This is a genomic window from Homoserinimonas flava (assembly GCF_054969005.1).
Genome location: NZ_JBUEQS010000002.1, coordinates 63685 through 83243, shown reverse-complemented (window position 1 = coordinate 83243; position 19559 = coordinate 63685). Strand labels below are relative to the sequence as shown.

Genomic DNA, 19559 nt, shown 5'->3' with positions numbered 1-19559 from the left:
TATTGGGGGTGTGGCCTGAGCCCTACACGCTGCCGCTGGTCACGGCGGGCTCGGCAGTCTTCGCATCCGAGACGATGTATTGGTTGCGGCCCTTCGCCTTCGCCTCATACATGGCAGCGTCGGCACGCGTGATGATCGACTCGGCGCCCTCGTCGGCGGCGCGTACCGCGAGCCCAACACTTGCACTCACCTCAACCCGGGCACCCTCAAGGTCGAGCGGCGCGGCAAGCGCTGCGACGATGCGCTGCGCGATGGCTTCGGCCTCGGCGAGCTGGTCAACCTCAGGCAGGAGCACGATGAACTCATCACCACCCTGACGGGCGACCGTGTCGCCCTTGCGCACCGAGGCGGTCAAGCGCGCGGCGACGGCGCACAGCAGCTTGTCACCAACATCGTGCCCATAGCTGTCGTTGACTTCCTTGAACCGATCGAGATCGAGAAAGAGCACGGCAACGAGTCCCGTGTGCCGTGCAGCACCAACGACGGCTTGTTCGAGCCGATCTGAAAACACGCGGCGGTTGGGCAGCCCCGTGAGGCTGTCGTTGTCCGCCAGCTCGCGGATAGTTCGCTGCAGGAGCCTGCGCACCGCCGTCGCGTGCGCCACCATCGCCGCGATCAGGGCCAGCGCGAGAACGCCCCCGATATAGATCGCCACGTCGCGCACAACGAAGGTTGCGACTTCCTCCGGCGAAACGATGGCGACGGATTTCCAGCCCTCCGACGCATTCTCGGATTCGTGCGTGCCGAACAGCTCTCCCGACGCGGAGGGAACGACCGTCGTGTAGGTGAAGAACGCGCCTCCCCTCTCTTCACGACCCTCGACAGTCGCAGAGATCACGTCCCACACTTGTGAATTCTCATCAGCAAACGACTGTTCATCGCTGAAGAACACGCCCCAGCGCTGCTCGCCGACTGCGCCGACCAGCACTCTGCCGTTGACATCGAGCAGGAGTGCCTCGCGGTCCTGGTTCATGCTGCGCAAGAAGTCTTCAGCAATCTTCGCCGACTCCAAGTCGATCACGACGTAGGCCAGGCTTTCTCCAGTCGCGCTCACGACGGGCGTCGCGAGCCGGAGGACCGGTTGCGACGCGGTGCCGCTCGGAGCGAACTGTGCAAGATCGAGCACCGAAATCGAAACCCCGTCGGGGACAAGTCCCTCCACATCTCGGAATGACTCATCTTGCGCCCAGTCGATTCGATCGGACCCCGTCACAGGCGCCGCCTCTGCCGACGCAGCCAGCAGTTCACCACCAGCGAGATCGACGAGGCTTATGCGCTGCACCCCTGGCTTCGCAGCGGCGAGGAGGGCGAAGTTGGCCTCGAGAGATGAGCGAACGGACTCCGTGTCATCGACCGCAACCGCGCCCAGCAGAGGATCCCGGGCAAGCCCCACGAGATCGGTGGCCGCGGCACCGAGAGCCAATTCGATCGAGTACGCCGACTGCTCAACTGCGGTCTTCAGGCTCGCATTGAGTTCCGTAGTGGAGCGGTTCGCACCGACACTGAGTGCCCCGACATAGACAATCGTGAACCCCACAACAAGCCCGAGCCACATGCCAAGGAATGGCCGGATATGCTCGCGCAGGCTCGGACGAGTTGAACCCGCGATATCGGTGCGAGAGATACGGAACATAGCCACAGGGTAGTCCTCCAAAATGGGGACAGACGCTCTTGTCCTCGCTATTGGGGGTCTACGGCGTTGTCGGGCGCACCTGGCAGGCTGGGGACATGACCGACGACACCAGAGCATCCGCCATCACCGTGCTAAGAACGCTTGTCGGTCGGCCCGACGCCGAGTTCCACGACGGCCAGTTCGCGGCGATCGAAACGCTCGTCGATGGGCGACGTCGGGCGCTCGTCGTGCAGCGAACCGGGTGGGGCAAATCGGCCGTCTACTTTGTCGCAACCCTGCTGTTGCGCCAGCGCGGAACTGGGCCAACGGTGCTCGTGTCGCCCCTCCTCGCCCTCATGCGCGACCAGATTGCCGCCGCCGAACGCGCCGGGGTGCGGGCGGTCGCCATCAACTCGACCAACGCCCATGAGTGGGGCGACGTGGTGCAGCGCCTCGAGCGCGACGAGGTCGATGTGCTGCTCGTCTCGCCCGAGCGCCTCAACAATCCGGCGTTCCGCGAACAGCAACTCCCGGCGCTCGTGCAGCGACTCGGCATGCTCGTCGTTGACGAAGCGCATTGCATCAGCGACTGGGGCCACGACTTCAGGCCCGACTACCGGCGTCTGCGCGACCTCATCGCTGCCATGCCCACGGGTGTTCCGGTGCTCGCGACGACCGCGACCGCAAACAGCCGAGTGGTGGCGGATGTCGCGGAGCAACTCTCATCGAACGCCGACGTCGTCACGATCCGCGGGCCGCTCGCCCGAGCCTCCCTTCGCCTCGGCGTGCTGCGGCTGCCAGACTCACGCGCCCGGCTCGGCTGGCTGCTGAGCCACCTCGCGGAGCTGCCGGGTTCTGGCATCATCTACTCGCTCACCGTGTCCGCCGCCGAAGACACCGCACGGCTGCTGCGCGAGGCTGGCCACGACGTGCGCGCATACACCGGGCAGACCGACCCGAGCGAACGCGAAGAGCTTGAGCGACGACTCAAGAGCAACGACGTGAAGGCGCTCGTTGCTACGAGCGCCCTCGGCATGGGTTTCGACAAGCCCGACCTCGGCTTCGTGCTGCACCTCGGCGCGCCCTCCTCCCCCGTCGCCTACTACCAGCAGGTGGGCCGCGCCGGTCGCGCGACCGACAACGCCGACGTGCTGCTGCTGCCGGGCCGCGAAGACCCCGACATTTGGCGCTACTTTGCCACCGCATCGATGCCCTCGCAGGAGCGTGCGGAGACCGTCATCGCCGCCCTTGCCCAGGATGCGCCCACCTCGACGCCGGCGCTCGAAGCGCGCGTCAACATCCGTCGCACGCCCCTCGAACTGCTGCTCAAGGTGCTCGACGTCGACGGTGCCGTGCGGCGCGTGCAGGGCGGATGGGTTGCGACGGGCACCCCGTGGACCTACGACGCGGAACGCTACGAGCACATCGCCGCCGAACGCATCGCCGAACAACAACACATGATCGAATATGAACAGACTGACGGATGCCGCATGGAATACCTGCAGCGCTCCCTCGACGACGACACGGCCACCCCGTGCGGACGCTGCGACAACTGTGCCGGCGCCTGGTACCCCACCGACGTTGCCGCGTCTGCCGCGGCGACCGCCGCGACCTCGCTTGATCGCGTCGGGGTTCCGCTCGAACCGCGTGCCCAGTGGCCGACCGGCGCCGACCGCCTCGGGCTGCCGGTAAAGGGCAAAATCGCACAAGACGAACGGATGCTCGAAGGCCGCGCCCTCGCGAGGCTCACCGACCTCGGCTGGGGCAACACCCTCCGCGAGCTCTTCGCCGCCGGCGCCCCCGACGCACCCGCCACCCCCGCGCTCATCCAGGCGTGCGTGCGGGTGCTCGCCGACTGGGGGTGGGAGGAGCGGCCAGCCGCCGTCATCGCGATGCCGTCACGGTCGCGACCGCAGCTGGTGGCATCCGTCGCCGCCGGCATCTCTGAGGTGGGCCGCCTGCCACACCTCGGCACGCTGGCGCTCGCGAATGGCGGGCCGAGCGGCGAGCCCGGCGGCAACAGTGCCTACCGGCTCTCCGGGGTGTGGGACCGCTTCGAGGTGCCGCCGGCACTGGCCGAAGATCTTGTCGGCCTCGCGCAGCTGAAGCCGGGTGCTCCCGTGCTGCTCATCGACGATCTCGTCGACAGTCGCTGGACGCTCACGGTCGCCGCGCGCGCACTGCGGCGAGCCGGAGCATCCGGGGTGCTGCCGTTCGTGCTGGCGCTGCGAGGGTAGCGAGCGCTGCACGAATGGCCGCGCGGGACGGGCTGGCGCGCACGAATGACGCATTTTCGGCGAGATGCTGCCGCCGCGGCGCGGTCATTGCGCCGAAACCCCGTCATTCGTCGAGCAGGGCGGATGCTGCGCGCTACGCCTTTTCGATGATGAGCGAGGTTCCCTGGCCAACGCCGACGCACATGGTTGCGAGCCCGTTCGTGACGCCCTCGCGCTCCATGCGGCCGAGGAGGGTGACGACGAGGCGCGAGCCACTCGAGCCGAGCGGGTGGCCGAGGGCGATCGCGCCGCCGTCAGCGTTGACGATCGACTGGTCGAGGCCGAGGCCGCGCACGACCGCGAGCGACTGGGTGGCGAACGCCTCGTTGAGCTCGACGGCGCCGATCTGGTCGATGCTCATGCCGGCCCGGTCGAGCACCTTCTGGGTCGACGGGATCGGCCCGATGCCCATCACGGACGGCTCGACGCCCGCGGAACCGCCCTGGATGATGCGGGCACGCGGCGTGAGGCCGTACTTCTTCACGGCCGCTTCGGATGCGACGATGATCGCCGAGGCGCCGTCATTGAGCGAGCTGGAATTGCCTGCGGTGACCACGCCGCCCGGCTTCACGACGGGCCGTAGGCCTGCGAGCACCTCGGCGGTGGTTCCGGCGCGCGGACCCTCGTCGGTGTCGACGACCGTGTCACCCTTGCGACCCTTGACGGTGACGGGCACGATCTCGTCGGCAAACTTGCCAGCCTCAATCGCGGCGAGCGCATTCGCGTGCGAGCGCACGGCGAACGCGTCAGCATCCTCGCGGCTGATGCCGTAGACCTCGGCGACCTCTTCACCCGTCTCCGGCATCGAGTAGGTCATTTTGCCGCCACGCGACAGGTCGCCCGTCGCGAAGCGGTCGTTGACGAAACGCCAGCCGATCGACGTGTCGAACGCATCACCGGGCTTCGCGAAGGCGGTAGTCGGCTTTGCCATGACCCAGGGTGCACGACTCATCGATTCCACGCCCCCGGCGACGACAATGTCGGCCGAGCCGGACTTGATCATCTGCGAGGCGATAATGATGGCGCTGAGCCCGGAGGCGCACAGGCGGTTGACCGTGAGGCCGGGCACATGGTCGGGGAACCCCGCGAGCAACCACGCCATGCGCGCCACGTTGCGGTTCTCCTCGCCGGCGCCGTTGGCGTTGCCGAGCACGATCTCATCGACATCCGCCGGGTCGAGGCCCGCCCGCAGCACCGCCTCTTTCACAACAATCGCGGCCAGGTCGTCCGGGCGCACCGCCGAGAGGGCTCCGCCGTAGCGGCCAACAGGGGTACGCGCTCCACCGATGAGAAAGGCTTCAGTCATGCCCCTATGGTATTCCTGTCGGCTGCATGACCGTTTTGAGTTCTCATTGAACGAAGAAGCCGGATGCCGCGGTCTGGCGCCTGCGATTCGGCATTCTCGCGGCATCCGCCTCTAGGCTCAGCGCATGACCGCCACACGTACCCTCGCCGAGATTCCCCTCACCCGCATCGATGGCACCACCGAGACGTTCGGCGACTATGCCGACAAGGTTGTGCTGGTCGTCAACGTGGCATCCCGCTGCGGGCTCGCGCCCCAGTATGAGCAGCTCGAGCTGCTGCAGAAGACCTATGGTGCGAGCGGGTTCACGGTGCTGGGGTTCCCAAGCAACCAGTTCGCGCAGGAGCTGAAGAAGAGCGAAGACATTGAGGAGTACTGCTCGACGACGTGGGGCGTGACGTTCCCGATGTTCGAGAAGACGAAGGTGAATGGCAAGAACAAGCACCCGCTCTATGCCCAGTTGCACGAGGCAAAAGACTCGGCGGGACTTGCCGGGCCCATCGTGTGGAACTTCGAGAAGTTTCTGGTGCTGCCGAACGGTGAGATGCACCGCTTCCGCCCGACAACGAAGCCGGACGACCCCGCGATCATTGCGATGATCGAGGCGAACCTTCCCGCCGAGGAGACCGTATGAGCGACCCGAACGAGGAGTTCGTGCACGAGCCGGAATCGAACCGCTACGTGCTCCGCATCGACGGCGAAATCGTGAGCGTGCTCGACTACGCGACCAACGGAGACCGAGTCTCGTTCACGCGCACGTACACGAACCCGGCTCGGCGCGGCCAGGGTTTCGCTGCGCGGGTCACCGAATTCGCGGTCGATGATGTCGAGGCAAGCGGCGGCCGTCGCATCGTGCCGATGTGCTGGTTTGTCGCGCAATGGTTTGACGAGCATCCGGAGCGCGCAGGGCTGCTCGCCTCCTGAACGGTTGAGTTGCGCGGCACTGCTAGCGCAGCTTTAGTTGAAGCGTCAACCATTCGCTAGAATGGTCCGTGTGAACACCACCCCGTGGCTCGATGAACGCCAGCTCCATGCCTGGCGAAACTTCGTCGCCGTCGTCGAGCTTCTCCCCGGTGTGCTCGATTCGCAGCTCCAGCGCGACGCCGACCTCAGCCACTTCGAGTACTACGTGCTCGCGGCCCTCTCCGAGACACCGTCACGCACCCTCCGGATGTCACAGCTCGCCGACTCGTCGAATGCGACCCCGCCGCGGCTCTCCCATGTCGTGGCACGGCTTGAGAGGCGCGGTTTCGTCGAACGAACCCCGTGTCCAGGCGACCGGCGCGCCACGAACGCAACGCTGACGGATGCCGGCTGGCAGAAGGTTGTCGCCACGGCACCCGGCCACGTGCAGAACGTGCACGACAATGTCATCGCGAAACTCACGCCGGAACAGCTCGACCAGCTCGGCGAAATCTCGGCCGCGCTGCTCCGCCGAGACTGAGCCGAGGTTTGCCGTTACTCAACCAGCCTTTTGTATGGTGGTGGAATGACCGAGGGCTCCGAGCGACACCCGCACCCGGAGCGTGCACGCCCAGAACGGATGCCACGCGGTCGCGCCAGCCTCGAGGTGCTCCGCACGGAAGCCCACCAGGAGCTCGACACCGTGATCGAGGAGCGACTTCTCGCCGGTGAAGACCCGTGGGAGTTCATGCAGGAGCTGCCGACGATCGACGAACTCGTCGTGTATCTGCTCCGCGCCGACGCCATCAACGCAAACGACGGCCACATGCCCTCAGCAACCCGCGAATATCGGGTCATGCGACAGATCGCGCTCGAGCATCCGGCGCTCACCGGCACGGTGTGGCGCATGCTCGACGCCGACGGCACCCTGAAGGCGCGCGGGGCGGCCTGACATGCGCCTGCATCTCATTCGGCACGGCCAGACCCCCTCGAACGTGCTCGGTCTCCTCGACACGGCACACCCGGGGCCGGGGCTCACCGAGCTGGGGCACGAGCAGGCGGAGGGGGTTCCTGCGGCGCTTGGTGCAGCATCCGTTGATGCGGTCTTCGCCTCCACACTCGTGCGCACGCAGCTCACGGCGGCACCGCTCGCACGGACGCACGGGCTTGAGATTGGCATTCTCGACGGCGTGCACGAGATCGAGGCCGGCTCACTTGAGGGCCGCAGCGACCGGGCCGCCGTCATCAGCTATCTCGAAACGACCTTCGCGTGGGGCCTCGGCGAGCTCGACGCGCGCATGCCGGGCGGGCCGAGCGGCCACGACTTCTTCGGCCGGTTCGACAGTGACATCGAGTCGATCCTGGCGACGGATGCCACGGCCGCCGCCCTCGTGAGCCACGGCGCCGCCATCCGCGTGTGGGTGGCCCGGCATGCCCGCGATGTGGGCCCGCGATTCGCGGCGGAACACGTGCTTGGGAACGCGGGTGTTGTGGTGCTGGAGGGGTCGTTCCGCGACGGGTGGACACTGCAGACGTGGGCCGGCAGGGAAGTGCCCAAGCCCACAGGGCTACCCTTGAGGAATGACCACCACGCCTGACACCGCCTCATCCAGTTACGTGCCCGCCGAGGGCGTCACCATGTTCAGCACCACCTGGTGCGGCTACTGCCGCAACCTCAAAGGGCAGCTGGACCGCGAAGGCATCCCCTACACCGAGGTGAACATTGAAGAGGTTGCGGGCACGGCTGAGCTCGTGGCATCCGTCAATGGGGGCAACCAGACGGTGCCGACACTGATCTTTCCGGACGGCAGCACCGCGACGAACCCGTCGCTCGCCGACGTCAAAGCGCGCCTGGGCTAAGCGCACAGGCCGCCGCAGGCCGCGCGGGGTAGCGTCGAAGCATGAGCGATGACCTCTCCCCCAGCTATGTGATGCCCGGCCAGGACTTCGACCGCGACACCAACTACATCGAGGACCGCATCACGCGCGACGGCCGTGACGGGTGGCCGGTCGAGGCGGGGCGCTACCGGCTCGTTGCCGCGCGCGCCTGCCCGTGGGCGAACCGCACCACCATTGTGCGTCGACTGCTCGGGCTCGAGGACGCCATCTCGCTCGGGCTGCCCGGCCCGACGCACGACAAGAATTCGTGGACGTTCGACCTCGACCCCGACGGGCGCGACCCGGTGCTCGGCATCGAGCGGTTGCAGGAGGCCTACTTCACCCGGTTCACCGACTACCCACGCGGCATCACGGTGCCCGCGATCGTGGATGTGCCGAGCGGCATGGTCGTCACCAACAACTACCCGCAGATCACGCTCGACTTCTCGCTCGAGTGGGCCGAATTCCACCGGCCCGGCGCTCCCGAGCTCTACCCGTCGGCGCTGCGCGCGGAGATCGACGAGGTCGCCGAGCTGATCTTCCACGACGTGAACAACGGCGTGTACAAGTGCGGGTTCGCCGGAAGCCAGAAGTCGTATGAGCGCGCCTACGACGCCCTGTTCTCCCGGCTCGACTGGCTTGAGGATCGCCTCTCCCGGCAGCGCTACCTTGTGGGCGACACGATCACGGAGGCAGACATCCGCCTGTTCACGACCCTCGCCAGGTTCGACGCCGTCTACCACGGGCACTTCAAGTGCAACCGCAACAAGCTCAGCGAGATGCCGGTGCTGTGGGGGTATGCGCGCGACCTCTTCCAGACGTCTGGCTTCGGCGACACGATCGACTTCAACCAGATCAAAGCGCACTACTACGTGACGCACGTCGACATCAATCCGACCCAGATCATTCCAACGGGGCCGGATGCTTCGGGCTGGCGCACCCCGCACGGTCGCGAGTCACTCGGGGGTCGCCCCTTCGGCGACGGCACCCCGCCGGGCCCGCCCCACCCGAACGAGCGCGTGCCGGGCTTCTAGCCTCGCGCCGGATCGCTGAGTGGACTCAAATACGTCTTCGCACGCCCGGAATCGCTGCCGGGAAGGTGTATTTGCGTCCACTCAGCGATGGGTGGGAACCCAGCACGGAGGCGCAGTGGTGCGATAGTTGTCGGGTGACTTTTGCAGAGACCAGCCCCGCAGCATCCGTTTCGCCCGCTCCGCCTGTTGCCGCCAAGCGGCCGACCGAGCGCACCCACCACGGTGACACCGTCATCGACCACTACGAGTGGTTGCGCGAGAAGGAGAACCCCGAGGTCGTCGCGCACCTCGAGGCCGAGAACGCCCACACGGATGCCGCGACCGACCACCTCGCTGGCCTGCGCCAGACGCTCTTTGAGGAGATCAAGGGTCGTGTGAAGGAGACGGATCTCGGGGTACCGGTGCGCGAGGGCTCGTTCTGGTATTACAGCCGCACGATCGAGGGGCAGCAGTACGCCCTGCACTGCCGCGCCCCCATCGCGTCGACCGACGAATGGACCACCCCCGCCCTGCCTGACGACGGTTCCGGGTTGCCGGGCGAGCAGATCCTGCTCGATGACAACGCCGAGGCCGAAGGGCACGACTTCTACTCGCTCGGCAGCTTCGACGTCTCCGCTGACGGCACGCTCCTGCTCTGGGCGGTCGACACGGTCGGCGACGAGCGCTACACCGTGCGCGTCCGCCGGGTCGACGCCCCGCAAGAGGTCGAGAATGGCGCCAACGAGGGTGCGGGAAGCGCCGAAAGCGACCACTCGGGCGATGCCGAGGCGGTCGACGAGATCCCCGGTACCGCGCCCGGCGCCTTCTTCGACGTCACCGGCCGCTACCTCTTCTACACGACGGTCGATGACGCGTGGCGGCCAGACACCGTGTGGCGGCACGAGGTCGGCACTCCGGCGAGCGCCGACGTGAAGGTGTTCCACGAGGCCGACGACCGCTACTGGGTGGGCGCGGGCCTCACCCGCAGCCGCAAGTACCTCATGATCGAGCTCGGCTCGAAGATCACGAGCGAGGTGCTCCTGCTCGACGCCGCCAACCCGACCGGCGCGTTCTCGGTCGTGTGGCCTCGCCGCGAGGGCGTTGAGTACTCGGTCGAGCACGCGGAGTTCCAGGGCGAGGACCGCCTGCTCATCATTCACAACGACGACGCCCTCGATTTCGAGCTGGTGGATGTCGCGGCATCCGACCCGCTCGGTGAACGCCGCGTGCTCGTGCCGCACCGCTCGGGCACGCGCCTCGAAGACGTCGATGCCTTCGCGACGCACCTTGTGCTCGAGTATCGGCGCGACGCCCTGCCGCGCCTCGCGATCGCGACGCTCGGCGGCGAGAGCGGCGACGCTCCCGAGTTCATGGAGCTCACCTTCGACGAGGCACTCGTCGCGGCGGGCGCCCGCGGCAACCCCGAGTGGGCGCAGCCGACCGTGCGCTTCGGCTACACGAGCTTCATCACCCCCAGCACGGTCGCCGAGTACACGGTCGCGACGGGCGAACGGCGCGTGCTCAAGCAGCAGCCGGTGCTCGGCGGCTACAACCCCGCCGACTACGTGCAGCGCCGCGTGTGGGCGACCGCCGACGACGGCACCCGCATCCCGATCTCGCTCGTGCACCGTAACGACGTGCCGAACGACATGCCGGCCCCGACGTTGCTCTACGGCTACGGCTCCTACGAGCACAGCATCGACCCCGGCTTCTCGATCGCCAGGGTGAGCCTGCTCGACCGCGGCGTCGTCTTCGCCGTCGCGCACGTGCGCGGCGGCGGCGAGATGGGCCGCGCCTGGTATGAGCAGGGCAAGACGCTCACGAAGCGCAACACCTTCACCGACTTCGTGGCGTGCGCGCGATTCCTCGCCAAGTCGGGTGTCACCACCCCCGCGCAGCTCATCGCCGAGGGTGGCAGCGCGGGCGGGCTGCTCATGGGGGCCGTCGCAAACCTCGCACCCGAACTCTTCACCGGCATCGTCGCGGCGGTTCCGTTCGTCGACCCGCTCACGAGCATCCTCGACCCCGACCTGCCACTCACCGTCGTCGAATGGGACGAGTGGGGCAACCCGCTCGCCGACCCCGAGGTCTACGCCTACATGAAGTCGTACTCGCCGTACGAGAACGTGGCGGATGTCGAATACCCGCGCATCCTCGCCGTGACAAGTTTCAATGACACCCGAGTGCTCTATGTCGAGCCTGCGAAGTGGGTCGCGCGCCTCCGTGAGGCCGGCGCACCCGTGCTGCTGAAGACGGAGATGGGTGCGGGCCATGGTGGTGTGAGCGGCCGCTACAAGGCCTGGGAGGAGCGCGCGTGGGAGCTCGCGTGGATGCTCGACACGTGGGGCCTGAGTGACTGAAGACTGGCGGTCGCGGGAGGCTGCGCACGCGGAGCGCGCCGACGCGCTCACGGCAGGCTGGCGTGCCCGGCAGACGGCCGGCACGAAGCATCCGATCGATGACTTCTTGTTCACCTACTACCCGGTGCGGCCGTCCGCCCTGCGGCGCTGGCACCCTGGCGCCGGGGTCACGCTTGAGGGCGCAGCCGGCGACGAGCGTGCCGCCTGGAGGTGGTACCGCTCCGACGGCGCCGACCTGCGCGTCGATGCCGAGGCGATGCTCGAGGCGCGCGGGGCGGGCATCCGCTCCATCGTGTCGCTGCTGTCGCGCACGGTGGCGCGGGCCGCGAACTTCGGATGCTTCGGCCTGCACGAGTGGGCGATGGTCTATCGCGCGGGCACGGAGGAGCAGGGCGGCGAGACCCGGCACGAGGTGCCGCTGCGGCTCGGAAGCGCCGGCACCGATGCGGTCGTCGAGGGGCACAGCATCGCGTGCAGCCACTTCGATGCGTTCCGGTTTTTCACTCCGCCCGCCGTGAGCCGGAATCGTCTCGCCCCGACGCGCGAGAACCAGCCGGCGCTCGAACAGCCCGGCTGCCTGCACGCCGGCATGGACGTCTACAAGTGGGCGATCAAGCTGGGCCCGCTCGTGCCGGGCGAACTGCTGCTCGACGCGTTCGAGTTGGCGCGCGACATCCGCCAGCTCGACATGCGAGCGTCACCGTATGACCTGCGCGAGTGGGGTGCCGAGCCGATCACGATCGAAACGCCCGACGGCAAAGCCGAGTACGTGCGCCGTCAGCGCGACTTCACGGAGCGTTCGAACGCGCTCCGGCACCGCGTGGTCGACGTCGTCGAACCGGTGCTGTCGGCCGTGATGCCGCTCACTCCCGCGTGAACCAGGGCGGGTAGACGGCCACCCGAATGCCGAGCCCGGCGTCGTGCAGAATCTCTTTCACTTCGTCGCGCGCCTTCGAGTTGGCGACCCCGATGAGGGTGATCGCCTCGACCGGCACTGGGCCGACCGCGAGCAGTTCGATGTGCCGGAGCGGGTGATCGTCACCCTCCGGAACATCGACCGCGACGAGGCGGCGCAGTTCGCGGCGCATCGCATCCCGGTCGCCCGTCATGGGCGCGGCGGGGGCGGATGCCTCGTCGAGGGCGAGCACGATGGCGGCGCTCCGCTCGACCTCGCCGACCGTTGTGGCGAGGATCACGTAGTCGGCGGCGGCACTCGCGCGAGCGGCGGCGCTGAGCCGCGGGTCGGGGGTGCCGGTGCGCACGTCAGCCCACAGGCGTGACTCCGGGGTGGCGAAGAATGGAACGCAGTGCGCGACCGTGCGGGGCTCGGTGGCGTCGTCGGCCGTGTCGGCGTCGGCGGGTTCTGCGGCGTCGGCCGTGGCATCCGGAGTGATCTCGGGCAGGGCAGCTGCCCGTCGTTCGTCGCGGTGCCCTGGCGCGCTGAGGTCGAACACTGGGTTCGCTCCGGCGGCGTCAGGCAGCAGGGCCCCACGCTCGGCGATGCCCGCGAGGTTCTTCAGGTGAGTGAGGTGAAAGATGCGGTGCACGTCGACGTTGATCGGCTTGTCGACTGATGCGCCTGCCGCACGGACGGGCGTTGCCGGTCGCGAGGATCGCGGCACCTTGGTGGCCCGAGGCGCGCGAGCCTTGATCTCCTTCGGCGGGATGATGGGTGCCGGTTTCGGTGAGCAGACGTCGCAGAGTACTTCGTCGAGTCCGTGGATGCATTCGCTCACGTGTGGAGCCTTTCGTCGCGGTGCCGCAGAAACGTCGGCACCACCCTCAAGGCTATGCCCGTTCGACACCCTCGCCGCACGAAAGCACCGTGCTCAGGCGCGCGCGAGCGGATGTCAGAGCTCCTCAAGCACGTAGTGCGGGTGCTCCCGGTGCAGCGCGCGCATGCGCCAGTCGTTGGAGAACAGGGCAACGAGCACCCCGTCGGAGCGGGTCATGACCTCGGCGGAACGCTCCTTGCCGAGTTCGAGCGCGGTCGCCTCATCCGTTGACCGCACGAGGGTGTGCGGCAGCGCCTCGAGATTGATGGGGGCGCCGAAGTCGTTCGCCATGCGGTCGGCGGCGACCTCGAACTGCATCGGCCCGACGGCCGCAAGCACCGGCGCCTGGTCGCCGCGAAGCTCGGACGTGTAGACCTGCACGATGCCCTCATGGTCGAGCTGTTCGATGCCCCGACGGAACTGTTTGTGCTTGCTCGAATCGGCAGACCTGGCGACCCGGAAGTGCTCGGGCACAAAGCGCGGCATGCGCGGAAACTGGACTGGGGTGTCGACGTAGAGGGTGTCGCCCGGGCGGAGCGCCGTCGCGTTGACGAGGCCGACGATGTCGCCGGGCCACGCGACATCCACCGTCTCACGATCGCGACCGAAGACCTGCTGGGCGTACTTGGTGGCGAACGGGCGCCCGCTGGGTTCGTGAATGAGGTGCATGCCACGCTCGAACACGCCCGAGCACACCCGAATGAAGGCGAGCCGGTCGCGATGCGACTTGTCCATGCCCGACTGCACCTTGAAGACGAAGCCCGAGAAGCTGCTGTCGACCGCGCGGTGGCCACCGCCCGTGTCGACGCGGGCCTCGACGGGCGGAGCGAAATCGACGATCGCATCGAGCAGCTGCTGCACACCGATGTTCGCGACGGCTGCACCGAAGAGTACGGGGCTCGTGATGCCATCGCGGAACGTGGCGCTCTCGTGCACCTGCCCCTCGGCCTGCAACAGTTCAGCCTCTTCGCGAGCGACGGCCCATGGAGCACCACCAGCTTCATCGGCGTCTGGCCCCGCGCTATAGCGCGTCGTCGTAGCGATCGTGGCTCCGCCCGGCGTGCGCTCAAACTGCAGCAGGTCGCCCGTCGCGCACTCCAGCAACCCGGCGAACTCGCCGGACAACCCGACAGGCCACGTGATGGGGGTCGGCACAAGGCCAGTCTTTTCGGTGATCTCGTCCATGAGATCGAGCGCGTCTCGTCCGGGTCGATCCCACTTGTTGATCATCGTGATGACCGGGATGCCACGGCGGCGACACACATCGAAGAGCTTCATGGTCTGCGCCTCGAGCCCTTTGGCGGCATCGACAAGCATGATAGCGGCGTCGACGGCGGAGAGCACACGGTAGGTGTCTTCAGAGAAGTCGGCGTGGCCGGGAGTATCGACGAGATTGATGACGACCCCCCGGTGCTCGAACTGCAGCGCCGCCGAGCTGATCGAAATCCCTCGCGCCTGCTCCATCGCCATCCAGTCGGAAACGGTCGCTTTGCGAGAGGACTTGCCATGCACGGCGCCAGCGACGGCGATCGTGTGCGAGTGCAGCAGGAGTGCTTCGGTGAGGGTCGACTTGCCGGCATCCGGATGCGAGATGACGGCGATCGATCGGCGGCGAAGTGCCTCGCGGAGCACGGTGGACTCGCCGGTGGTGACGGCGGTGGCGGTCGCAGAAGTGATTCCCATACAACGGCCCATCGTACCCTCCCCTCGCGGGAGATTTGCTGAGTTCACGATTTGCGAGTGGTGAATTACCATCAGCCAGTGACCGCACATTCCCGCGCAGCCGACCGTCCGCCCCGGAGGGCTCAACGGCGCTGGCGTTGGCTTCTCGTGGTGGTCGCCGCAGGGTTCGCCTCAATCATGACGGCACCGGGCCAGACGGCGGGTCTTTCGGTCTTCACCGATCCACTCATCGCAGAGCTTCACCTCTCACGAACAGATGTGTCGGTCAGTTATCTCATCGGCACACTCATCGGGGCGTCTCTCCAGCCCGCGATCGGCAGAGCGCTCGACCGCTGGGGCGTGCGCCGCGCTCTCGTGCTCATCGCGATCGGCTTCGCGCTCGCGCTGCTGGGTTTGAGCCTCGTGCACGAGGTCGTCGGCCTCACCGCCGGTTATACAGGCGTGCGAATGGCTGGTCAGGGCGCACTGACCCTCGCGGCAACCACCGCGGTGGCCCGCGCAATCACGCATCGCCGGGGACTCGCGCTCGGCATCACTTCGGCGATCGGCTCGGCAGGGATCTCACTCACCCCTGTGTTCATCGAGATGCTCATCGCCGAGGTGGGCATCCGCGACGCCTGGCGCTGGGAGGCTCTCGCGGTGATATTGGTGGTAATTCCGCTGGCCTTCGTGCTGCCGGCGGGGCGTCCAACCCGCTCGGAGGCGCCATCGCTCGCGACGGGCGAGATCGCGCTTCACGGGGCATCCTGGACGATGCCGGAGGCTGTGCGCTCCGGTATGTTCTGGGTGCTCGCGGCCAGCCTCGCGACGTCTGGTGCCTTGAGCACGGCTCTCGCGTTTCACCAGATCGCCATTCTCGGCGAGCAGGGACTGAGCTCGGTCGAGGCGGCAGCGAACTTTTTGCCCCAGACCGTCACCGGGATTCTCGCCACGCTGCTCGTCGGCAGCCTGATCGACCGCGCGAGCCCCAAGATCTTCGTCGTCTTCTCGATGGGAACCCTCGCCGCGTCGCTGCTCATGCTGCCGCTCGTCGGCCCGGATTGGACGGCCGTCATTTACGGATTCGTGCTTGGTGCTGCGACGGGAAGCTTGCGAGGGATGGAGGCGGCATCATACGTTCGCTACTACGGCACCGCACACATCGGCAGTATCCGTGGCGTCGCCACCTCGATCAGCCTCGCCTCAACCGCCTTCGGACCGCTCGCCCTCTCCGTCGGATTCGAGATGTCGGGAAGCTTCGAAAGGCCGGCCGCGATACTCGCGATCATTCCGGTTGCGGTTGCGATCCTCGCGCTATTTGCCCGGCCGCCACAGCAGTCGCGCGCGGCAGCCCGCCTCAGGCGGTCTTCGGGGAGGCCGTGAACGGGTCGGGAATGAAGTCTGCGATGTTCGACGAGAGCGGTTCGTCTCCACTCGTCGCGACTCCGCTGAGGTATTCGGAGGAGAGTCGGCGAAGCTGCGGGCCAGCGATATAGATTTCGAGGCTAAAGGGCGAAGCCAACCAGAGACGCAACGCCTGCGATGCCTCTCCCGCGGCCACAGCAGCGGTGAACTCTGTCATGAAGTCCGTTCCGGCTTCGCGATCGGTGTTGACTTCAGGCTCACCGCGAGAGCGACGCACCGCGATTGCATACCGAGCGGCAGTGTAGATAAACAGGAACGGATGTCCGCTCCTTGTCTCCGGCACGGAGTGGTCATCCATAGCCTGCAGTTCGAAAAGCCACTCTCCTTCGTCGGCATGCCGAGCGAGCAGGAGCATGATCTTGGTAAGCATGAAATCCTGCACGAGATGCTGATCGTCTCGAGCGAGTGGATGTATGAACACTGGCTTGCCTCTTCTCCGCACTGATACCACGCTGAAGTTTGCCACTCTACTCTCACGTAACGTGAGAGTTTGCCGCACTACCGTCGGCGAAGCTGCTCGAGGAACTCGTCGGCCATGCCTAGCTGTAAGACGAGCGCCTCCCGCCGTCGTTCAGCGTCTGCGATGAACACTTCGAGCCGACGTCGCTGTGCGGCGTCGCCTGATCCGTCGACGTGGAGCGAATCGATGACGCGGAGGAGCTCGATCATCTCCTCAAGTGAGAAGCCGAGAGGCTTCATGCGTCGAATGAGGAGGAGCCGTTCCAGGTCGCTCTCGGTGTAGAGCCGAAATCCTCCCTCCGTGCGCCCAGAAGCATGCAGCAGCCCGATCTCGTCGTAGTGGCGCAGCGTGCGAAGAGAGAGTCCGGTCCTCTCTGCGACCTCGCCGATGTGCATAGTTGTTTCCGCGGCATCCTGGCTCAGGATTCTCACCTCGTCTCGCTCGAAGTTGACACTCTACCCTGACGTCACGGTAGAGTTGCCGACAGTGGCGTTCCACACGCCCTGCCTCCGCCTATTGTCGTCGCTTCAGCGGACGAAATCGGTCTTCGCGCACCGTGGCGCACCTCTTGCCCATGCGGCACCGTCTGCCGCCTTCGTCCCTGGAGTACCTCTATGCCTGTATCAGAGAAGCGCGCTGCCCGCGCCGCCATGAAGGCCGCCGAACGCGCACGCTATAAGCCCGACCCAAGCGTGTGGACCGCCCTCCGGTCGCCGCGCCTTTTCACCCGCGAGGCGCTCGCCGGCCTCGTCGTCGCCATGGCCCTCATTCCCGAGGCGATCGCCTTTTCGATCATCGCCGGTGTCGACCCGAGGGTAGGACTCTTCTCGTCCTTCGTCATGGCGGTCACGATTGCGTTCGTCGGCGGGCGACCCGCCATGATTACCGCTGCGACGGGCGCGATCGCGCTCGTCATCGCGCCTGTGGCCCAGCAATACGGTCTTGACTACTTCATCGCCACCGTGATTCTTGCCGGCATCTTCCAAATCGTGCTCTCGGTCATCGGCGTCGCCAAGCTCATGCGCTTCATTCCCCGCAGCGTCATGGTCGGCTTCGTCAATGCCCTGGCCATCCTTATCTTCACGTCACAGCTGCCGCAGTTGCTCGGTGTGCCGTGGCTGGTGTACCCGCTCGTAGCGGTCGGCATCATCATCATGGTCGTCATGCCGCGCCTCACGAAGGTCGTCCCGGCCGCGCTCGTCGCCATCGTGGTGCTCACCGTCGCCACCGTGGTGCTCGCGCTCAATGTTCCGACCATCGGCGACCAGGGAGACCTGCCCGAGAGCCTGCCCGAACTGTTCTTCCCCGACGTGCCGCTCACCTGGGAGACCTTCACGATCATCGCGCCATACGCCCTCGGCATGGCGATGGTCGGCATTCTCGAATCGCTCATGGCTGCGAAGATCGTCGACGACGTCACCGACACCCATTCCAACAAGACCCGCGAGGGCTGGGGCCAGGGCGTCGCCAACATCGCCTCCGGCTTCTTCGGCGGCATGGGCGGCTGCGCCATGATCGGCCAGACCATGATCAACGTGAAGGCCTCGGGTGCACGCACCCGCATCTCGACCTTCCTCGCTGGCGTGTTCCTCTTGATCCTCGTGGTCGGATTCAGCGACATCCTCGTCGTCGTGCCGATGGCAGCCCTCGTGGCCGTCATGATCATCGTCGCGGTGCTCACCTTCGACTGGCACAGCATCCGCCTAGGCACCCTCAAGCGGATGCCGAAGAGCGAAACGGCCGTCATGATCTCGACGGTGATCGTGATCGTGTGGACCCACAACCTGGCAGTCGGCGTGATCGTCGGCGTGCTGGTCGCGATGGTCGCCTTCGCCCGCCGCGTGGCGCACTTTGCCTCGGTCACCCGCACGCTGCCGGAGGGCGAAGCGGTGCCGACCGCGCACTACAAGGTCGTGGGCGAACTGTTCTTTGCCTCGAGCAACGACCTCACAACCCAGTTCGAATACGCGGACGATCCCGACCGCATCATCATCGACATGTCAGAGTCACACATTTGGGATGCCTCGACGGTCGCCGCGCTCGACGCCATTGTCACGAAGTACCGTGACCGCGACAAACGAGTGATTATCGAGGGACTCAACGTGCCGAGCCTGCGCATTCACGAGCGTCTCGCCGGCAATCTCGGGGCAGGGCACTGATTCGCGCCGGCAGGTGAGCTATGCGATCTTCGCGCGGGACTCGGCGCGATAGGTGGCGGTGACGAGAATGGGCATGTGATCTGAGGTGCCCCGCGGGAGCGTCTCGACACTGTCGATGTCGAGCCCGATCGAGGTCGCGAGGTCGAAATGGCCCCGAAAGAACTTGTACCGCGTGTAGGTGCTGCTGTCGCTCAAGGTGAGGTCGTAGCCGGATTCGACGACGCGTCGGCTGAGGTGGTTTTTGAAGACGGGGTAGTTGTAGTCGCCCACCATGAGGGTCGGCAGACCGGGGCCCATCTCGCGGAGCTGTTCGTGCGCGGTGCGGATCTGCTGGCGACGCAACGAGTTCAATGCCGTGAGGGGCGCGGCGTGAAACGACGCAACCATGAGCTCGCGGTCATGCTTGAGGTCGACGAGCCGCGTGCCAAGCAGGCGCTCATGCGCGGGGCTCAGCACGTAGTCGTGGAGCGACTTCTTCAGCTCGAAGGCTTTGGTGTTGAGCGCCGTGAAACGGTCGCGGCGGTAGTAGACGGCGAGACCAAGCCGGTTGCGGCGCGTAGCGTCGGCAAGGTGGAGCCCTCCCGCTTCGGCGGGAAGCACAGTCGTATCGGCCTCCTGCAGGCAGAGAAGGTCAAGATCGTGGCCCTCGGCGAGGGCATGAATCTCTCCCACGGCGCGATGTTTGCGCAGGTTATAACTAATGACTTTCACTACAAACCTCGTTCGGCGGACG

Annotated in this window: 19 protein-coding genes; 12 read left to right on the top strand and 7 right to left on the bottom strand. The window is 66.6% G+C overall.

What is annotated here, in order from left to right; all coding sequences use genetic code 11:
* Positions 1-22 precede the first annotated feature (22 nt).
* Positions 23-1633 (bottom strand): diguanylate cyclase domain-containing protein, encoded by a 1611-nt coding sequence (locus ACY48M_RS05900; RefSeq protein WP_462819345.1) that lies wholly within the window; start codon positions 1631-1633, stop codon positions 23-25.
* 95 nt (positions 1634-1728) lie between these two features.
* Between ACY48M_RS05900 and ACY48M_RS05895 the strand changes: the two genes are divergently transcribed.
* Positions 1729-3849, top strand: coding sequence for a RecQ family ATP-dependent DNA helicase (locus tag ACY48M_RS05895; RefSeq protein WP_462819344.1), 2121 nt, complete (start codon positions 1729-1731; stop codon positions 3847-3849).
* A gap of 133 nt (positions 3850-3982) precedes the next feature.
* Here ACY48M_RS05895 and ACY48M_RS05890 read toward each other — a convergent pair whose 3' ends face one another.
* Complete coding sequence (locus ACY48M_RS05890) at positions 3983-5194, bottom strand: thiolase family protein (protein WP_462819343.1); 1212 nt, start codon at positions 5192-5194, stop codon at positions 3983-3985.
* Positions 5195-5318: 124 nt separating this feature from the next.
* Between ACY48M_RS05890 and ACY48M_RS05885 the strand changes: the two genes are divergently transcribed.
* The 9 genes from ACY48M_RS05885 (at position 5319) to ACY48M_RS05845 (ending at position 12222) form a co-directional block, all read left to right on the top strand.
* Positions 5319-5825 (top strand): glutathione peroxidase, encoded by a 507-nt coding sequence (locus ACY48M_RS05885; protein WP_462819342.1) that lies wholly within the window; start codon positions 5319-5321, stop codon positions 5823-5825.
* Complete coding sequence (locus ACY48M_RS05880; RefSeq protein WP_462819341.1) at positions 5822-6115, top strand: GNAT family N-acetyltransferase; 294 nt, start codon at positions 5822-5824, stop codon at positions 6113-6115. The genes ACY48M_RS05885 and ACY48M_RS05880 overlap by 4 nt, the downstream gene beginning before the upstream one ends.
* A 70-nt stretch (positions 6116-6185) precedes the next feature.
* A complete protein-coding gene (locus ACY48M_RS05875; RefSeq protein ID WP_462819340.1) occupies positions 6186-6635 on the top strand; it encodes a MarR family winged helix-turn-helix transcriptional regulator in 450 nt (149 codons plus the stop codon).
* 45 nt (positions 6636-6680) lie between these two features.
* The gene (locus ACY48M_RS05870; protein WP_462819339.1) at positions 6681-7046 is read left to right on the top strand and encodes a tryptophan synthase subunit alpha; all 366 of its coding nucleotides are present in this window, start codon (positions 6681-6683) and stop codon (positions 7044-7046) included.
* Position 7047: 1 nt separating this feature from the next.
* Positions 7048-7692 (top strand): histidine phosphatase family protein, encoded by a 645-nt coding sequence (locus ACY48M_RS05865; RefSeq protein WP_462819338.1) that lies wholly within the window; start codon positions 7048-7050, stop codon positions 7690-7692.
* On the top strand, positions 7676-7954 hold the full coding sequence (locus ACY48M_RS05860; protein WP_462819337.1) for a mycoredoxin: 279 nt from the start codon (positions 7676-7678) through the stop codon (positions 7952-7954). The genes ACY48M_RS05865 and ACY48M_RS05860 overlap by 17 nt, the downstream gene beginning before the upstream one ends.
* Before the next feature lie 41 nt (positions 7955-7995).
* Positions 7996-9006, top strand: a complete 1011-nt coding sequence (locus tag ACY48M_RS05855) for a glutathione S-transferase family protein (RefSeq protein ID WP_462819336.1) — start codon at positions 7996-7998, stop codon at positions 9004-9006.
* 134 nt (positions 9007-9140) lie between these two features.
* Positions 9141-11345: a S9 family peptidase gene (locus ACY48M_RS05850; RefSeq protein WP_462819335.1), complete on the top strand. Its 2205-nt coding sequence runs from the start codon at positions 9141-9143 to the stop codon at positions 11343-11345.
* On the top strand, positions 11338-12222 hold the full coding sequence (locus ACY48M_RS05845) for a 3-methyladenine DNA glycosylase (protein ID WP_462819334.1): 885 nt from the start codon (positions 11338-11340) through the stop codon (positions 12220-12222). Before ACY48M_RS05850 ends, ACY48M_RS05845 begins: the two co-directional genes overlap by 8 nt.
* Here the strand turns inward: ACY48M_RS05845 and ACY48M_RS05840 are convergent.
* Both ACY48M_RS05840 and ACY48M_RS05835 read right to left on the bottom strand, forming a co-directional pair.
* Positions 12209-13081 carry a DarT ssDNA thymidine ADP-ribosyltransferase family protein gene (locus ACY48M_RS05840; RefSeq protein WP_462819333.1) on the bottom strand — a complete coding sequence of 291 codons (873 nt, stop codon included), beginning with the start codon at positions 13079-13081 and terminating at the stop codon, positions 12209-12211. The two genes, ACY48M_RS05845 and ACY48M_RS05840, sit on opposite strands and share 14 nt — an antisense overlap.
* Before the next feature lie 114 nt (positions 13082-13195).
* Positions 13196-14803 (bottom strand): peptide chain release factor 3, encoded by a 1608-nt coding sequence (locus tag ACY48M_RS05835; RefSeq protein ID WP_462819332.1) that lies wholly within the window; start codon positions 14801-14803, stop codon positions 13196-13198.
* A 78-nt stretch (positions 14804-14881) separates the two neighbouring features.
* Here ACY48M_RS05835 and ACY48M_RS05830 point away from each other — a divergent pair, with 78 nt between their 5' ends.
* Positions 14882-16165: an MFS transporter gene (locus ACY48M_RS05830; RefSeq protein WP_462819331.1), complete on the top strand. Its 1284-nt coding sequence runs from the start codon at positions 14882-14884 to the stop codon at positions 16163-16165.
* Here the strand turns inward: ACY48M_RS05830 and ACY48M_RS05825 are convergent.
* Together ACY48M_RS05825 and ACY48M_RS05820 are read right to left on the bottom strand one after the other, a co-directional pair.
* A complete protein-coding gene (locus ACY48M_RS05825; RefSeq protein WP_462819330.1) occupies positions 16140-16577 on the bottom strand; it encodes a hypothetical protein in 438 nt (145 codons plus the stop codon). The genes ACY48M_RS05830 and ACY48M_RS05825 overlap by 26 nt on opposite strands.
* Positions 16578-16705: 128 nt before the next feature.
* Positions 16706-17062, bottom strand: a complete 357-nt coding sequence (locus tag ACY48M_RS05820) for a MerR family transcriptional regulator (protein WP_462819329.1) — start codon at positions 17060-17062, stop codon at positions 16706-16708.
* Between the two features lie 255 nt (positions 17063-17317).
* On the opposite strand from ACY48M_RS05820, the gene ACY48M_RS05815 reads away from it, so the two are divergent.
* Entirely contained in the window at positions 17318-18826 is a 1509-nt protein-coding gene (locus ACY48M_RS05815; protein ID WP_462819876.1) for a SulP family inorganic anion transporter, read from the top strand.
* Positions 18827-18844: 18 nt separating this feature from the next.
* On the opposite strand, the gene ACY48M_RS05810 is transcribed toward ACY48M_RS05815, so the two are convergent.
* Positions 18845-19537, bottom strand: a complete 693-nt coding sequence (locus tag ACY48M_RS05810) for an endonuclease/exonuclease/phosphatase family protein (RefSeq protein WP_462819328.1) — start codon at positions 19535-19537, stop codon at positions 18845-18847.
* Positions 19538-19559: the final 22 nt, after the last annotated feature.

Coding starts and splice junctions, on each gene's coding strand:
- ACY48M_RS05900 (WP_462819345.1), bottom strand. CDS start 1,633: ATGTTCCGTATCTCTCGCACCGATATCGCGGGTTCAACTCGTCCGAGC.
- ACY48M_RS05895 (WP_462819344.1), top strand. CDS start 1,729: ATGACCGACGACACCAGAGCATCCGCCATCACCGTGCTAAGAACGCTT.
- ACY48M_RS05890 (WP_462819343.1), bottom strand. CDS start 5,194: ATGACTGAAGCCTTTCTCATCGGTGGAGCGCGTACCCCTGTTGGCCGC.
- ACY48M_RS05885 (WP_462819342.1), top strand. CDS start 5,319: ATGACCGCCACACGTACCCTCGCCGAGATTCCCCTCACCCGCATCGAT.
- ACY48M_RS05880 (WP_462819341.1), top strand. CDS start 5,822: ATGAGCGACCCGAACGAGGAGTTCGTGCACGAGCCGGAATCGAACCGC.
- ACY48M_RS05870 (WP_462819339.1), top strand. CDS start 6,681: ATGACCGAGGGCTCCGAGCGACACCCGCACCCGGAGCGTGCACGCCCA.
- ACY48M_RS05865 (WP_462819338.1), top strand. CDS start 7,048: ATGCGCCTGCATCTCATTCGGCACGGCCAGACCCCCTCGAACGTGCTC.
- ACY48M_RS05860 (WP_462819337.1), top strand. CDS start 7,676: ATGACCACCACGCCTGACACCGCCTCATCCAGTTACGTGCCCGCCGAG.
- ACY48M_RS05855 (WP_462819336.1), top strand. CDS start 7,996: ATGAGCGATGACCTCTCCCCCAGCTATGTGATGCCCGGCCAGGACTTC.
- ACY48M_RS05835 (WP_462819332.1), bottom strand. CDS start 14,803: ATGGGAATCACTTCTGCGACCGCCACCGCCGTCACCACCGGCGAGTCC.
- ACY48M_RS05825 (WP_462819330.1), bottom strand. CDS start 16,577: ATGCTTACCAAGATCATGCTCCTGCTCGCTCGGCATGCCGACGAAGGA.
- ACY48M_RS05820 (WP_462819329.1), bottom strand. CDS start 17,062: ATGCACATCGGCGAGGTCGCAGAGAGGACCGGACTCTCTCTTCGCACG.
- ACY48M_RS05815 (WP_462819876.1), top strand. CDS start 17,318: ATGAAGGCCGCCGAACGCGCACGCTATAAGCCCGACCCAAGCGTGTGG.